At 67.3% G+C, this 15,907-nt stretch carries 10 protein-coding genes and 1 pseudogene; 7 read left to right on the top strand and 4 right to left on the bottom strand.

The annotated features are described in order from the left end of the window. Positions 1 to 251: 251 nt before the first annotated feature. Genes A5773_RS12110 through malQ form a run of 3 tightly spaced genes read right to left on the bottom strand, consistent with a single transcriptional unit; the run spans position 252 to position 3,779 of the window. Positions 252 to 716, bottom strand: coding sequence for a nuclear transport factor 2 family protein (locus tag A5773_RS12110; protein ID WP_067263151.1), 465 nt, complete (start codon positions 714 to 716; stop codon positions 252 to 254). A gap of 5 nt (positions 717 to 721) precedes the next feature. Then, positions 722 to 1,603: an LLM class F420-dependent oxidoreductase gene (locus A5773_RS12105; protein WP_067791063.1), complete on the bottom strand. Its 882-nt coding sequence runs from the start codon at positions 1,601 to 1,603 to the stop codon at positions 722 to 724. Between the two features lie 4 nt (positions 1,604 to 1,607). Further along, on the bottom strand, positions 1,608 to 3,779 hold the full coding sequence (malQ, locus tag A5773_RS12100) for a 4-alpha-glucanotransferase (RefSeq protein ID WP_067791061.1): 2,172 nt from the start codon (positions 3,777 to 3,779) through the stop codon (positions 1,608 to 1,610). 403 nt (positions 3,780 to 4,182) lie between these two features. Between malQ and eccB the strand changes: the two genes are divergently transcribed. Together eccB and eccCa are read left to right on the top strand one after the other, a co-directional pair. Then, positions 4,183 to 5,700: a type VII secretion protein EccB gene (gene eccB / locus A5773_RS12095; RefSeq protein WP_066953915.1), complete on the top strand. Its 1,518-nt coding sequence runs from the start codon at positions 4,183 to 4,185 to the stop codon at positions 5,698 to 5,700. Then, positions 5,697 to 9,866, top strand: a complete 4,170-nt coding sequence (gene eccCa / locus A5773_RS12090) for a type VII secretion protein EccCa (RefSeq protein ID WP_067791060.1) — start codon at positions 5,697 to 5,699, stop codon at positions 9,864 to 9,866. The genes eccB and eccCa overlap by 4 nt, the downstream gene beginning before the upstream one ends. A 32-nt stretch (positions 9,867 to 9,898) precedes the next feature. Here the strand turns inward: eccCa and A5773_RS12085 are convergent, their stop codons facing one another. Beyond that, positions 9,899 to 11,071, bottom strand: coding sequence for a cytochrome P450 (locus A5773_RS12085; protein WP_066953921.1), 1,173 nt, complete (start codon positions 11,069 to 11,071; stop codon positions 9,899 to 9,901). A gap of 220 nt (positions 11,072 to 11,291) precedes the next feature. Between A5773_RS12085 and A5773_RS12080 the strand changes: the two genes are divergently transcribed. The 5 genes and pseudogenes from A5773_RS12080 to A5773_RS25595 form a co-directional block, all read left to right on the top strand. Further along, positions 11,292 to 11,486: a ferredoxin gene (locus A5773_RS12080; RefSeq protein WP_066953924.1), complete on the top strand. Its 195-nt coding sequence runs from the start codon at positions 11,292 to 11,294 to the stop codon at positions 11,484 to 11,486. 469 nt (positions 11,487 to 11,955) lie between these two features. Then, complete coding sequence (locus A5773_RS12075) at positions 11,956 to 13,209, top strand: PPE family protein (protein ID WP_066953621.1); 1,254 nt, start codon at positions 11,956 to 11,958, stop codon at positions 13,207 to 13,209. Positions 13,210 to 13,559: 350 nt separating this feature from the next. After that, positions 13,560 to 14,777: a PPE family protein gene (locus tag A5773_RS12070; protein WP_067791059.1), complete on the top strand. Its 1,218-nt coding sequence runs from the start codon at positions 13,560 to 13,562 to the stop codon at positions 14,775 to 14,777. A 470-nt stretch (positions 14,778 to 15,247) separates the two neighbouring features. Beyond that, positions 15,248 to 15,547: a PE family protein gene (locus A5773_RS12065; protein ID WP_066957025.1), complete on the top strand. Its 300-nt coding sequence runs from the start codon at positions 15,248 to 15,250 to the stop codon at positions 15,545 to 15,547. A gap of 285 nt (positions 15,548 to 15,832) precedes the next feature. Continuing rightward, positions 15,833 to 15,907, top strand: a pseudogene (locus A5773_RS25595) (WXG100 family type VII secretion target); the annotation flags it as partial.

Genomic DNA, 15,907 nt, shown 5'->3' with positions numbered 1-15,907 from the left:
CCCCTGTTCCGTGTTCGTCACGCGGCCGAAAATACACGGATCCACTTGTAAAAATTGGACACGATCAGGAAGAAGCGCACCGGCCGCGGCCGCACCCGGGCCCAGGGCGGCCTGCTCCCGCCCGGAGCGGGCGAAATCCACCACGCTCCCCGGCGCGATGACCGCACCTGCCTAACGAAGCGCCCATTTGCGCCGCAGATTCGGTTTATGGAGGGTCGCTGTGAGTTTGCGCAAAGTCTTCTGCAAGCTTGCTAGATCGCGTCGTGTGGCCGCACCCGGCGGGCCTTTCGGGTCTCAAGGGCGTTGATGGTCAACGCACGGCGGCCGATCAGCCATCCGTCGGTCAGCTCGTATTCGTCGTCGTAGCGCAGATGCCAGACCACGTCGACGAATTCGTCGCCGCGCTGGTCCCAGTGGTGCGCGATGCACGCAACCCGCCCACGGGCCGCACCCGGCCCGGTGGCCTCGTAGACCTCGCCGACGATGGCGTGCTCGGTGCGGGCGACGGCCGCGACGGTAGCGACCGCGGCTGTGATGGCGCCTCGCCCACGGTGCGCATGGATCGGCTCAAGCGCCGTGGGCGGTTCGGGCACCGCCAGCACGGCGGTGTCAGTGAAAAGCGTTGCTATCAAATCGAATCGACGCTCGTCCAGGTGGGCCGCGTAGCTGTGCACCAAGTGGCTGAGGGCTGATCGGTCGTCGGCTGACAGGCTCATCGGGGTCACGCGATCAGCGAAAGCCGTTGCGCGCACGCCGATAGCACGTCCTTGGCCTGCTCGATGTCGACAGTCGACGGCATCGCCAGCACGAGCCGGTCGGCGCCCTGATCGGCCAGGCTGCCCGCCCGTTCGGCGTCGATCTTGTTGACGGCGTGGCCCAATGACACTTCCAGGGCCGCCGGATCGCGGCCCGCCGACGCGGCCTCGTCGCGCATGAGCGCGATCAGCGATGCCAGCTGCGGCCCCGCCACCCCGAGCGGTTGGAAGCCGTCCGCCAAGCGGCCGGTGCGACGGGCCGCTGCCCGGCTGTGCCCGCCGATGTGGACCGGAAGCCGCTCTCCGGCAATGGGTTTCGGGTAACACATGACGTTGTCGAAGCTGAAGAACTCCCCGTGGTACGAGGCCCCGTGCGGTTGATCGGCCCACAGTGCCCTCAAGACGGCCAGCTGCTCGTCGGCGCGTCTGCCGCGGTTCTCGAAGTCCGCGCCGCACGCCTCCAGCTCCTCCCTGAGCCATCCCACGCCCACGCACAGCCGCAGCCGCCCGCCCGACAACGCGTCCACGCTTGCGGCCCGTTTGGCGAGGACCACCGGATGGTGGTTGGGCAACACCAACACGCCCGTGGCCAGCCCGAGGGTGGTGGTGCGCCCGGCCAGGAACGACAGCAGATCGAGCGGGTCCGGGATGGGGCAGTCGGCCGCCAGGCCCACGCGTCCCGAACTGTCATACGGGTAGACGCTGTCGTAGCGGGTGACCAGCACCGTGTGCTCGACGACAACGATCGACTCGAACCCGCACTGTTCCAGGTGGCCGGCGAAGGCCGCCATCCACTCGGGATCCGCGGTGACGCCGTCGGCCACCGGCGCCACGACTGAGACCTTCATGGCCTCAGAAGTTAACAGGCACGCTCTCGACGGCCGCGGGCGCAATCGCACTGCGCACGGCCTCGGCCAGGGTGGCCGCGCGGACGTCGGTGAACAAGTCTTCGAGCAGCACCGGGCGCCCGGCGGGATCGGTCAGCGGAATCCGCCAGTTGGGGTATTCGTCGGTGGTGCCGGGCTGGTTCTGGGTCCGGCGGTCACCCACCGCGTCGGTCAGTGCCACGCCCACCAACCGCGACGGCGTCCGGCCTAAGTACCGGTACAAAGCGATGACGATTTTCTCCGCGTCGTCTTCGCCGTCGTCGAGCAAGCCCACCCGCCGTAATTCGGCCATCCAGGCCGCCAGCTCGGCCCTGTCGGTGGCGAGCTCGTCCTCGGCGGGGCGGGTCAGCAATCCCAGGGCTTCGCGCAGCCGCACGTGGTCGCCCGCCAGATAGCCCGCGGTCGGCGGCAGATCGTGCGTGGTCACCGAGGACAGGCAGTACTCGCGCCAGCGCTCGGCCGGCAGCGGACCGCCGTTTCCGTCCCGGTCCAACTCGAACCACAGGATCGAGGTGCCCAGCAATCCGCGCAGCAGCAGGTAGTCGCGCACCCACGGTTCGACCGTGCCCAGATCCTCGCCGACGACCAGCGCCCCGGCGCGATGTGCCTCGAGGGCCACGATGCCGATCATCGCTTCATGGTCGTAACGCACGTACGTACCCTCGGTGGGCGCTGCGCCCTCCGGGATCCACCACAGCCGGAACAATCCGATGATGTGGTCGATGCGTACGCCGCCGGCATGCCGCAGCACCGCGCTGATCACTGCCCGAAACGGCCGATACTCTTCGGCGTCGAGCCGATCTGGCCGCCAGGGCGGCTGGGACCAGTCCTGGCCGAGCTGATTGAACTCGTCCGGCGGCGCGCCGGCGGTGACACCGAGCGCCAACGCATCCTGTAGCGCCCACGCGTCGGCGCCGTTGGGATGCACGCCGACGGCGAGATCGTGCATCACGCCCAGCGCCATTCCGGCCCGGATCGCCTGCGACTGCGCCGAGGCAAGTTGCTCGTCGAGTTGCCACTGCAGCCACCGATGGAAATCGACTGCCTCCGCATGCTTCTCGACGAACCGCTCGACGCCGGGCGCGCGGGGATGCTGTAGCGACTTCGGCCACGAATGCCAATCGTCGCCGTACTTCTCGGCCAGGGCGCACCAGGTGGCGAAGTCATCGAGTGGGGTTCCCTCGCGGGCGCGGAAGGCTGCGTAGGACAGCTCGCGGCCCGCGGACCGCGGCACCCGGTGCAAAAGCTGGAGCGCCGCGCACTTCGCCGCCCACGCGCCGTCGCGATCGATCGCGTCGAGCCGAGCGGCTCGCTGTTGCGCGTCGAAGCGCAGCCGCCGCACCCGGCTGCGCTTGGGCAGCTCGGCGAACTCGGGAATCGCCTCGACGTGAAGATAAATGGGGTTGTCGAAGCGCCGTGATGTCGGCAGGTATGGCGACGGCTCCATATGTCCCGCCGGCCCAGAAAACTGAGCCGCGTGCAGCGGATTGACCAATAAGTAGTCGGCGCCGTGCCGCGACGCCGACCAGACGGCCAGGTCGGTCAGATCCGTCAGATCGCCGACGCCCCACGACTGTGTGGAGCGCACGCTGTAGAGCTGGGCGGCCAGGCCCCAGGCCCGCCGGGCGCCGAGCCGCTCCGGCAGCCCGAGCCAATCCGGCGTCACGATCACCGCGCTGCTGGTCTCACTGCCACCGGAACGCAGGTGCACCCGGTGATAACCGAGCGGCAGATCGGCCGGCAGCACGAAGCTGGCCTCGCCGACCCAGCGGCCGTCCAGGTCGAACGGCGGGGTGAAGTTGTCGACCTGCCGGATCCCGCCGCGTACCGTGCCGTCCTCGAGCCGTAACCAGACCTCGGCGGGATCGCCGTGGGTCACGTGCACCCAAAACCGCGTCTGGTCACCGGTGCGGCCGACGATGGTCGCCGGCAACCGGCGCGCCCAATACGACCGGAGCGTCGCGGTCAGCGCGACGTTGCGCTCCTGCTCCGTGCCGGCCGCGACGCCGAGCGCGGCCAACACTGCCACCAGCGTGGTTGCCGATACCGGCACCCGCCGCCCGGTCCAGTCGTCGTACTCGGTCGCGATGCCGTGCCTCCTGGCAAGTTCGACCAACGACGGCGCGAGCTCACTCATACCGCTCATCTTGCTGCCAGAAATCGCCGGCCCACCAATCGGGAGAGGCGGCGCGCGCCGCCGCCCATTGCGCCGCTCTTGCGTTCACTGGACGGCACACGCTCGACAGGACGAGCCGGCCATTCGCCATTACGATGCCCTGAGGAGACATGAGTGTCCGGGCGGGAATCGGCGGGGGAACTCGAAAGTGCCTGTTCAACGGCGCTTGGCGCGTTGTCCGCGTCGGCCGGCGCGGCGAGGCGGGGACGTCCGCATAGATGTACGCAAAGTGATGTAGATGTGAACGCACGTCGTCGCGTGGCGAGGTCGCTACGGGTGACTTACCGTTATCGATGTAATTCGCGCCGCGGATATTTTCAGGAACAATATCCAGGCGTTCTAGCAGACCGGATGGTGAATCAAAGTGGCGGAAGAGAGTCGCGGGCAACGCGGGTCGGGGTATGGCCTCGGGTTGTCGACGCGGACGCAGGTGACCGGCTACCAGTTCCTCGCTCGCCGCACCGCAATGGCGCTCACCCGGTGGCGCGTCCGCATGGAGGTCGAGCCAGGGCGGCGCCAGACTCTGGCCGTGGTGGCCTCGGTGTCGGCGGCGCTGGTGATCTGCCTGGGCGCGCTGCTCTACTCGTTCCTCAGCCCGGCGGGCCAGGTCGGTGATTCGCCGATCATTGCCGACCGTGACTCCGGCGCGCTTTATGTCCGCGTGGGCGACAAGCTGTACCCCGCGCTGAACCTGGCGTCTGCGCGGCTGATCACCGGCCGCCCGGACAACCCGCACCTGGTCAAGTCCAACCAGATCGCCACGCTGCCGCGCGGCCCAATGGTGGGCATCCCGGGTGCGCCGTCGAACTTCCACCCCTCGGCTCCGACCACGTCGTCGTGGCTGGTGTGCGACACCGTCGGCACCTCGAGCGGGGTCAGCGCGCCGTCCGGGGTGACGGTGACCGTCATCGACGGGAACCCGGACCTCAGCAACCACCGGCACGTGCTGAACGGGTCGGACGCCGTGGTGCTGAGCTACGGGGGGGACGCGTGGGTGATCCGCGAGGGACGCCGGTCGCGCATCGACGCGACGAACCGTTCGGTGCTGCTGCCGCTTGGTCTGACGCCCGAGCAGGTGGGCCAGGCCAAGCCCATGAGCCGCGCCCTGTTCGACGCGTTGCCGGTGGGCCCCGAACTGACCGTGCCGCAGGTGCAGAACGCGGGCTCCGGCGCGTCGTTCCCAAACGCGCCCGGCCCGATCGGCACGGTGATCGTCACGCCGCAAATCAGTGGGCCGCAACAGTATTCGCTGGTGCTGGCTGACGGTGTGCAGACGCTTCCCCCGTTGGTGGCGCAGATCCTGCAGAACGCCGGGCCCGGCAACACCAAGCCGGTGACCGTGGAACCGTCCGCGCTGGCCAAGATGCCCGTGGTCAACAAGCTGGACCTGTCCTCCTACCCGGACGCCCCGCTCAACGTGGCGGACATCCGCGAGAATCCGTCGACCTGCTGGTGGTGGCAGAAGACGTCCGGCGAGAACCGGGCCCGCATCCAGGTCGTGTCCGGCGCGACCATTCCGGTTGCGGCCAAGGACGAGAACAAAGTGGTGTCGCTGGTCAAGGCCGACACCACGGGTCGCGAAGCCGACCAGGTCTTCTTCGGTCCCGACTACGGGAACTTCGTGGCCGTCACCGGCAACGACCCCGGCGCCAAGACGACGGAGTCGCTGTGGTGGCTGACGGACGCGGGCGCCCGGTTCGGGGTTGACGACACCCGGGACGTGCGGGAGGCGTTGGGCCTGAAGACGAAACCGAGCCTGGCGCCGTGGGTGGCGCTGCGGCTGCTCCCACAAGGCCCCACCCTCTCGCGGGCGGACGCCCTCGTGGAGCACGACACCCTACCGATGGACATGTCCCCAGCAGAATTGGCGGTACCTAAGTGAAACGCGGGTTTGCTCGGCCGACACCGGAGAAGCCTCCGGTCATCAAGCCGGAGAACATCGTCCTTCCGACACCCCTGAGCATTCCGCCGCCGGAGGGCAAGCCCTGGTGGCTGATCGTGGTCGGCGTCGTGGTGGTCGGCCTGCTGATCGGCATGGTCGCCATGACCTTCGCCAGCGGGTCGCACGTGTTCGGCGGCGCCGGGTCGATCTTCCCGATCTTCATGATCGGTGGTGTCGCGATGATGATGTTCGGCGGCCGGTTCGGCGGTCAGCAGCAGATGAGCCGGCCCAAGCTGGACGCGATGCGCGCCCAGTTCATGCTGATGCTCGACATGCTGCGCGAGACCGCCCACGAGTCGGCGGACAGCATGGACGCCAACTACCGGTGGTTCCACCCGGCGCCCACCACGCTGTCCGCCGCGGTGGGATCGTCGCGGATGTGGGAACGCAAGCCCGACGGCAAGGACCTCAACTTCGGGGTGGTGCGGGTCGGCGTCGGCATGACGCGTCCCGAGGTGACCTGGGGTGAGCCCCAGAACATGCCGACCGACATCGAGCTGGAGCCGGTGACGGGGAAGGCGCTGCAGGAATTCGGGCGCTACCAAAGCGTCGTCTACAACCTGCCCAAGATGATCTCGCTGCTCGTCGAACCCTGGTACTCGCTCGACGGGGAGCGGGAGCAGGTCCTGGGACTGATGCGGGCGATCATCTGCCAGCTGGCGTTCTCGCACGGCCCGGATCACGTTCAGATGGTCGTCGTCACCTCGGATCTCGACGAGTGGGACTGGGTGAAGTGGCTTCCGCACTTCGGTGACTCGCGACGTCAGGACGCCGCGGGGAACGCGCGGATGGTCTACAGCTCGGTACGCGAGTTCGCCGCCGAGCAGGCCGAATTATTCGCCGGCCGTGGCTCTTTCACGCCGCGGCACGCGAGTTCGTCGGCGCAGACTCCGACGCCCCACACGGTGATCGTCGCCGACGTCGTCGACCCCCAGTGGGAGTACGTGATCAGCTCCGAAGGCGTCGACGGGGTGACGTTCTTCGACCTGACCGGCTCCTCGATGTGGACGGCGGTCCCCGAGCGCAGCCTGCGGTTCGACGACAAGGGTGTGATCGAGGCGCTGCCCCGCGACCGCGACACCTGGATGGTGATCGACGAGAAGCCGTGGTTCTTCGCGCTGACCGACCACATCAGCATCGCGGAGGCGGAGGAATTCGCCCAGGCGGTGGCTCGCTGGCGGCTCGCCGAGGCGTACGAAGAGATCGGTCAGCGGGTGGCCCACATCGGCGCCCGGGACATCATGGCCTACTACGGAATCGACGATCCGGGCCGCATCGACTTCGAGTCGCTGTGGGGCAGCCGTAACGACTCGATGGGCCGATCGCGGTTGCGGGCACCGTTCGGTGTTCGTTCGGACAACGGCGAGTTGCTGTTCTTGGACATGAAGTCGCTGGACGAGGGCGGTGACGGCCCGCACGGCGTCATGTCCGGTACGACGGGTTCCGGTAAATCGACGCTGGTGCGAACCGTGATCGAGTCGCTGATGCTCAGCCACCCGCCGGAAGAGCTGCAGTTCGTGTTGGCCGACCTCAAGGGTGGGTCGGCGGTCAAGCCGTTCGCCGGCGTACCGCACGTGTCGCGGATCATCACCGACCTGGAAGAGGACCAGGCGCTCATGGAGCGCTTCCTCGACGCCCTGTGGGGTGAGATCGCCCGGCGCAAGGCGATCTGCGACAGCGCCGGTGTCGACGACGCCAAGGAGTACAACTCGGTCCGCCTCAGGATGCGCGCACGCGGCCAGGACATGGCGCCGCTGCCGATGCTCGTGGTGGTCATCGACGAGTTCTACGAATGGTTCCGCATCATGCCGACCGCGGTCGACGTGCTCGACTCGATCGGCCGGCAGGGCCGCGCCTACTGGATCCACCTGATGATGGCGTCGCAGACCATTGAAAGCCGCGCCGAAAAGCTCATGGAGAACATGGGTTACCGGCTGGTGCTGAAGGCGCGCACCGCCGGTGCGGCGCAGGCGGCCGGTGTGCCGAACGCCGTGAACCTGCCGGCGCAGGCGGGTCTGGGCTACTTCCGGCGCAGCCTGGAAGACATCGTCCGCTTCCAGGCCGAGTTCCTGTGGCGGGACTACTTCCCCCGCGGGCTCACCGACGACGGTGAGGAAGCGCCTGCGTTGGTGCACAGCATCGATTACGTTCGCCCGCAACTGTTTACCAACTCGTTCACCCCGCTCGAGGTGAGCGTGGGCGGACCGGAGCTCACGCCGGCCGCCATCACGAATGGCGAGACGCTGGAAGCCGACGGCACGGCGCGCGATGACGACGACGTCGAGGGCATCCGGGTTCCGAAGGTCGGCACGGTCATCATCGATCAGCTGCGCAAGATCGACTTCGAGCCGTACCGGCTGTGGCAACCGCCGCTCAACCAGCCGATCCCCATCGACGAATTGGTCAACCGGTTCCTCGGCCACCCGTGGCAGGAGGATTACGGCACGGCCCGCGACCTGGTCTTCCCGATCGGGATCATCGACCGTCCGTTCAAGCACGACCAGCCGCCGTGGACGGTCGACACCTCGGGTCCGGGCGCCAACGTCCTGATCCTGGGCGCCGGCGGTTCGGGTAAGACCACGGCCCTGCAGACCCTGATCTGCTCGGCCGCGCTGACCCACACCCCCGAGCAGGTCCAGTTCTACTGCCTGGCCTACAGCAGCACCGCGCTGACCACCGTCGCCCGGCTGCCGCACGTGGGTGAGGTGGCCGGCCCGACCGATCCCTACGGCGTGCGCCGGACGGTGGCCGAGCTGCTGGCGCTGGTGCGGCAGCGGAAGAGCACCTTCCTCGAGTACGGGATCGCCTCGATGGAGGTGTTCCGGCGCCGCAAGTTCGGCGGCGAGCCCGGCCCCGTCCCCAACGACGGGTTCGGCGACGTCTACCTGGTGGTCGACAACTATCGGGCGCTGGCCGAAGAGAACGAGGTGCTGATCGAGCAGGTGAACCTGATCATCAACCAGGGCCCCTCGTTCGGGGTCCACGTGATCGTCACCGCGGACCGCGAATCCGAGCTGCGGCCCCCGGTGCGCAGTGGCTTCGGCTCCCGGGTCGAATTGCGGCTGGCGGCCGTGGAGGACGCCAAGCTGGTGCGGTCCCGCTTCGCCAAGGACGTTCCGGTCAAGCCGGGCCGCGGCATGGTCGCGGTCAACTACGTCCGACTGGACTCCGACCCGCAGGCGGGTCTGCACACGTTGGTTGCCCGGCCCGCACTCGCCACCACAGCGGGCTATGTCTTCGAATCCGACAGCGTCATCGACGCGGTCAGTCGTCTCACCAGCGGCCAGGCCCCACCGGTGCGCCGGCTCCCCGCTCGGTTCGACGTGGAGCAGCTGCGCGAGCTGGCCGCGCGGGACACCCGACAAGGGGTCGGCGCGGGCGGAATCGCCTGGGCCATCTCCGAATTGGATTTGTCGCCGGTTTACCTCAACTTCGCCGAGAATGCGCACCTGATGGTCACGGGTCGACGCGAATGTGGGCGTACCACCACGCTGGCGACCATCATGAGCGAAATCGGCCGCCTGTACGCGCCGGGAGCCAGCAGCGCACCTCCGCCACCGGCCGGCCAGCCGTCGGCACAGGTGTGGCTGGTGGACCCACGACGTCAGCTGCTGACCACACTGGGCCCGGACTACGTCGAGAAGTTCGCGTACAACCTCGACGGCGTCCAGGCGATGATGGGCGAGCTGGCAGCCGTCCTGGCCGGACGCGAACCGCCGCCCGGCCTCTCCGCGGAAGAGTTGCTGGCGCGGTCGTGGTGGAGCGGCCCGGAGATCTTCCTGATCGTCGACGACATCCAGCAGCTGCCGGCCGGATTCGATTCGCCGCTGCACAAGGCGGCGCCGTGGGTGACCCGGGCCGCCGACGTCGGCTTGCACGTGCTGGTGACGCGCACCTTCGGTGGCTGGTCTTCGGCGGGCAGCGACCCGATGCTGCGGGCCCTGGCCCAGGCGAATGCGCCGTTGCTGGTGATGGACGCCGACCCGGACGAGGGATTCATCCGCGGAAAGATGAAGGGTGGCCCGCTGCCCCGCGGTCGAGGCCTGCTGATGGCCGAGGACACCGGCGTGTTCGTACAGGTCGCGGCGACGGAGTTGCGCAAGTAAGACGGAATGCCGCTGCGTTGGGGTTGGCAGGATCAGCCCCAGCGCAGCGGTAACTCTTTGAGTGCGAAGCTTTTTGACGGGTAATTGATCGCGGGGACGTAGTCCGCGGGAACGTCGAAGTCGGGAATCTGTTTGAGCCATTCCCCGACGATCACGGTCAGTTCGATCCGCGCCAGGTGAGACCCCAGGCAGCGGTGCGGGCCGCCCCCAAACCCCCAGTGCCGGTGGATCTTTCCGTCCATCACCAATTCGTTGACCGACGTGGCATCGCTGTCGTCACGGTTGACCGCGGCCATGCACAACCGCACCGACGTCCCAGGGGGCAACGTCATCCCGCCAATGTTGACGAATTCGGTGGTGATCCGGGGTGCCACCGGTGCAGAAGGTTCCAGCCGGACGATCTCTTCGACGAAAACCCGGGTCTGCCTTGGGTTGTCGCGCAGCAACTCGCGCAGCTGTGGTCGGCGCGCCAGCTCGAACAGGCAGAATCCGATCGCCGCCGTCACCGTGTCCAGACCGGCCAGAACCAGCAGGTGGCTCATGCCCAGCAGTTCCAGATCGCTGAAATCACCGTCGCTGTTCATGATTTGCGACAGCATGTCGGGTCCTGGGTTCTGCCGGCGTTGCTGGATCGCATCGGCCAGATACGCCAGCAGCAGCTCACTCTTCTCGATGTCAGCCTGGGTGATGTAGGGCTTGTCGTTGACGACGGCGTCCTTCCAATCGATCAGGCGATCGCGATCTTGGATCGGCAGGCCATAGAGGTCCATGAAGACCTGAAAGGGGTACAGGTGTGCGAAGTCGGCCATCACTTCGCACGTGCCCTGGGCGGCAAGGGCAGCGATCATTTCGGCGGCGTGCCGCTCCAGCACCGGCCGCGATTTGCTCAGACCGAGGGGGCTGAAGAAGGGCTGCAGCACCTTCCGGTAACGCGTGTGTTGCGGCGGGTCAAAAGCCAGGGGCAGCACCGGCAATGGGTGCCCGGGGGGCTGAAGGATCGTCGACGAGAACACCTTGGGATCGCGTAGCGCGGCCAGCACGTCCTCACGGCGCGTGATGTAGTAGTGGCCGTTCATGAACACCACCGGCCCGGCATCCCGCAGCGTTTTCCACCCGACGCCCCGGTCCAAGGCCATGGGCAATTTCTCGAAATCGAGCCGCGGTAGGTGGAACGTGGCTTGCTGGCCTTGGCCAGGAGTGCTCATGGGCTCTCCGCTTATCTGTCTGATCTCGGCAACCGCTGCGGTGGGGACGTCGTCGGCACCGATTTTCGCTGAACCCCAATATCGCATGTGTCGCAAAGGGACACGAATCCGACCGCTGGTCCGTTTACGGCGGCCGGTCCCGCTCCGGGAGAATCTTCTACACTGCAGCGAGCGATCTCCGTTTGGATTGCTTCACGGAGCCGGGTAGGGAGGAAACCTGATGAGGGTTCGTCTCGAACAATCCAAATGCGTGGGTCACGCCCAGTGCTACGCCGTTGATCCGAATCTGTTCCCGATAGACGACTCTGGCTACTCGATCCTCGAAGAGCACGAGGTGCGGCCCGAGGACGAGCAGCTGACTCGCGACGGTGTGGCTTCCTGCCCGGAAATGGCATTGATTCTCGAAGAGGACTGACGTCCGAACCGCGTTGAAAGCAAACCGCGGATGAACAATCAGTTCGCAGAAATGAACGGCAGCCGACTGGGAGTGAACAGTGGCTGGCCTGGAATGAACAGTTGGCGTCGCGTATCGGCGTGCCCACGATAACGAACTAATCTCATTGACGAGCGACAGTTCGGCAAGACCGTGGACTGTCGCTCGGTTGCTGACAGCAGGGGATCAATCGAGGCTAAAGGTGCACGTTGTTCCTGACCCGGGTGTCCGAGAAGCGTGGTACGAGACCACATTTGGACGCCGGACAAGGGACGGGCGGATGCGCCGGCCAGCCCGCCGACTGGGGTGGCAGACCGTGAGGTCTGAGTCGGTGATTCCGGGCGTCAGCGACCTACGGGTGGCAATTGCTTACGAAGCCGTGACCACGGCCACCACTGATCCGATGCGACTGCCGCGATCGCCAGCGATCGCGGCCAACTGAGGAGAACAGGTGTTTGACTTCGGGGCGTTACCGCCGGAGGTTAATTCCGGTCGGATGTATGCGGGTCCGGGTTCGGGGCCGTTGATGGCGGCGGCGGCGGCGTGGGATGAGATTGCTGCTGAGGTGGCTGCGGCGGCTAGTGGGTATAGCTCGGTGGTTTCGGAGTTGACGTCGGGGCCGTGGGTGGGTCCGGCGGCGTCGTCGATGGTGTCGGCGGTGGTGCCGTATGTGAGTTGGTTGGGTGCGGTGGCGGGGTTGGCCGAGGATACGGCCAGTCAGGGTCGGGCGGCGGCGGCGGCGTTTGAGGCGGCGTTTGCGATGACGGTGCCTCCGCCGGTGATTGCGGCTAATCGGGTGTTGTTGGCGACGTTGATCGCGACGAATTTCTTTGGGCAGAACACCCCGGCGATCATGGCGACCGAGGCCCAGTACATGGAGATGTGGGCCCAAGACGCGGCGGCGATGTATGGCTATGCGGCGGCTTCGGCGACGGCTTCGGAGTTGGCGCCGTTTGCGGCTCCGCCGAATACCACCACCCCTGATGGGGTGGCCGATCAGGCGTTGGCGCTGACCCAGGCCGCTCAGCAGCCCGCGGGTAACACCGCCCAGACGGTGGCCTCGAGCACCTCGCAATTGGCGACTACGCAGTTGGTGACGGCCGCGGCGCCGACCCAGCAGGTGACGGCCGCGGCCACGACCCAGCCGGGCCCGTTCACCTGGCTGACCAATGCGATTCAGGGTCTGCAGACTGGGTTGCCCACGCCGACCAACAACTATCTGGGGCTCAACCCGACCTTGTACACGGTGCTGCTCAAGCAGACCACCGGTCTTGCCTATTTCTCGAACGGTATCCCGGCGTTTTGGTCGCAGCTTGCTCAGCAGTTGGTGTCGGGTCCTGGTGGTAGCACGGCCGGTGCCGGTGGTGCGTGGTATCCGACGCCGCAGTTCGCCCAGTTGGGTCTGGGCAACCTGGGCAGCCTGAGCAGCAACGTTGTCTCGGCCGGTGCCGGGCAGGCCACCCAGGTCGGGGGTTTGTCGGTGCCCCAGCAGTGGGCCACGCTGACTTCGGCGGTCAGCCCGGCCAACGAGGCCGAGGCCCTTCCCGTCCAGACCGCCGGGGCGACGGCGAGCCCGCCGGGCAACGCCCTGCTGCGCGGCATGCCCACCGGCGTGATGGGCCGACGCGCCGGGGCAGCCGCGGGCTACTCCCACAAATACGGCTTCCGCTACAGCGTCCTAACCCGCCCACCCTCGGCCGGATAGCAGCGGATATGAACACAACTCATTCGTTTTATCCGCGTCGGGATTTTATGGAGAGCCGGTTGCGGCTGAGCCCGGTAGCGACGACGGCGCGGCCCCCCGGCTACGGCCCGGTGACGCGCGAGGGCGATCACCGGGAGACTGTTTTCCCACCTCATGGCGGACAAACGGCCGGACGCCCAGCGCGTGGTCAGCTCTGGACCACCGGGGCGCAGCAGCCGCGGGCGATGCGCCCGCGCCCGGCCAGCTCTGACGTCAGCCGGTCGGCACGGCCGGGGGCCGGCCGGATGCGCTCTATCGTCTTTCACTACTCGACGTCATTCATGCAGCTGCGACGCGGTAAGGGGTAATTCGTGTTTGATTTTGGGGCGCTTCCGCCGGAGGTTAATTCGGCGCGGATTTATGCCGGTCCGGGGTCGGGGTCGTTGATGACCGCGGCGTCGGCGTGGAATGCGATTGCTGCGGAGTTGCAGTCGGCGGCGTTGAGTTATCAGAACGTGGTGACCCAGCTGGCCAGTGAGGAGTGGGCGGGCACGGCTTCGGCGGCGATGGCGGCCGCGGCGACGCCGTATGCGGAGTGGCTGGCCACTACGGCGGCGCAGGCCGAGCAGGCGGCCGTGCAGGCCAGCTCGGCGGCGGCGGCTTATGAGCAGGCGTTTTCGGCGGTGGTGCCTCCGCCGGTGATCGCGGCCAACCGGGCGCTGGTGCAGCAGTTGCAGGCCACCAATGTGATCGGGCAGAACACCGGGGCGATCGCGCAGTTGGAGGCCCAGTACGGCGAGTTCTGGGCCCAGGATGCCGGCGCGATGGCCGCCTACTCGGCGCAGTCCACGGCGGCGACCAAGGGCATCACGCAGTTTCAGGCCGCGCCCAAGGTCACCAACGACGCGGGCACGACCACCCAGGCCAGCACGTTGGCCAACGCGACGGCCAACACCACCGCGGGCAACACGGCCAACACCGTGCAAAAAGCCGCCACCACCGCCACGACGACCGCCGCCCCGCAGGTGACTCAGGCCGCGCAACAGTCGACCGACCCGCTAAGCGAGCTGTGGTTCCTGTTGACCGGCCAAACCGTCTTGCCTTCCAACCTGGGGACACTTGTCAACGGCTACAGCCCGTTCGCCGGCTTGTTCTATAACACCGAGGGTCTGCCCTACTTCAGTACCGGTATGGCCAACACGTTCACCCAGATCTCCAAGACGGTGGGGTTGATCGGTGGCGCGGCTCCCGCGGCCGCCAAGGCGCTGCCCGGCCTGGGCGGACTCGGCGGTCTGCTCGGCGGCGGTGCCGGTGCGGTGCACCCAGCCGCGGCCATCGGCGGCGCGGCCTCCATCGGGGGCAAGTTGTCGGTGCCGGTGGCCTGGACCGGCGGCCCGGCCGTGCCGGCCATGGGCCACACCGCCATCCCGGTCAGCGCCATCAGCGCCGCCCCCGAAGGCCCCGGGGGACCGGGCAACCTGCTCGGCGGCATGCCCCTGGCCGGTATGGGCTCCGGCACCCACGCCGGCGCCGGACCCCGATACGGATTCCGCCCCACCGTCATGGCCCGACCCCCCTTCGCCGGCTGATCGCCCACGGTGACCACGCGCAGCCGGCGCGGGCGAGGAATGGACGTGGACGCAGTCACGCCTCGTGGTGCCGCGCGGCGCCGCGACCATCCCGGCCGAGAGGACCTAGTGCCCCTGCTCAAGGGACTCAAAACCCTTTCGGAGAGGCCTGGTCATCGAGGATGCTGTGGGCGGTCGCCGACCGTGCGGAAGGAGTTTGCGAGCAACGAGATCTTATCGGGAGCCGCGGTGCCACAGGGGCTGGGAAACGCCCACCAGCAACTTTGCCTGCCTGGACTGTCACAGTTTGCTGTGACGCGACTGCAAGGTGCTGCGATCCAGGTCAGACGCTGTTACTGTGGCGTTACCAAAAATGAATTCGCCGTACCGTCAAGTGAACAGTTGCAAACAGGCGGCTTCCGAAACTGCTTCAGGGGTCGCGGTCATCTACTCTCTGCAGAGTCGGGGATTGAACTAGGAGGGAACCAAGTATGTCGTTCGTGACCACACAGCCCGAGGCTCTGGCCGCGGCGGCCGGAAACTTGCAGGCCATTGGCTCAACGCTGAGCGCTCAGAACGCGGCCGCCGCCGCCCCCACGACTGGGGTGGTGCCCGCCGCTGCCGACGAGGTGTCGGCGCTGACGGCGGCGCAGTTCGCGGCCCACGCGCAGATGTACCAGGCGGTTAGCGCGCAGGCCGCCGCCATTCACGAGGCGTTCGTGAACACGCTGTCGACAAGTTCTGGCTCGTACGCTGCGACCGAGGCAATCAACGCAGCTGCCACGGGCTAGTCGGTTGGCGGTTGAGGGTCTGGGACAGGACGTCTTCGACGTGGAATCCCACCTGACCGCCCAGCTACCGATGATCTCGGGGGCTGACGGCCGGACAACTCAAACGCCGGAGTTCGGGTTTGACGTCCGTCTCACCGCGTTAGAGCAACCGGTGGCCGCCGGCTGACGGGAAGGGGGGATCATCCTTTTGCATTCGGCTCGGCGGTTCGCCAGCGCGTGACCGGTCCGGCCATCGTCGTAACCACCGCAAGTATCTGAGTACTCACTTAATAAGGAGACAGCCACATGGCAACACGTTTTATGACTGACCCGCACGAAATGCGGGCGATGGCGGGCCGCTTCGAGGTGCACGCCCAGACG

Source organism: Mycobacterium sp. 852014-52450_SCH5900713 (assembly GCF_001667075.1).
Classification (GTDB): domain Bacteria; phylum Actinomycetota; class Actinomycetes; order Mycobacteriales; family Mycobacteriaceae; genus Mycobacterium.
The sequence above is the reverse complement of the archived record's forward strand: the minus strand, read 5'-3'. Positions and strand labels throughout refer to the sequence as shown.

What these genes read in the sequence shown, in the direction of transcription:
- A5773_RS12065 (WP_066957025.1), top strand. Translation starts at nt 15,248, where the DNA reads ATGTCGTTCGTGACCACACAGCCCGAGGCTCTGGCCGCGGCGGCCGGA.
- malQ (WP_067791061.1), bottom strand. Translation starts at nt 3,779, where the DNA reads ATGAGTGAGCTCGCGCCGTCGTTGGTCGAACTTGCCAGGAGGCACGGC.
- A5773_RS12080 (WP_066953924.1), top strand. Translation starts at nt 11,292, where the DNA reads ATGAGGGTTCGTCTCGAACAATCCAAATGCGTGGGTCACGCCCAGTGC.
- A5773_RS12105 (WP_067791063.1), bottom strand. Translation starts at nt 1,603, where the DNA reads ATGAAGGTCTCAGTCGTGGCGCCGGTGGCCGACGGCGTCACCGCGGAT.
- A5773_RS12110 (WP_067263151.1), bottom strand. Translation starts at nt 716, where the DNA reads ATGAGCCTGTCAGCCGACGACCGATCAGCCCTCAGCCACTTGGTGCAC.
- A5773_RS12085 (WP_066953921.1), bottom strand. Translation starts at nt 11,071, where the DNA reads ATGAGCACTCCTGGCCAAGGCCAGCAAGCCACGTTCCACCTACCGCGG.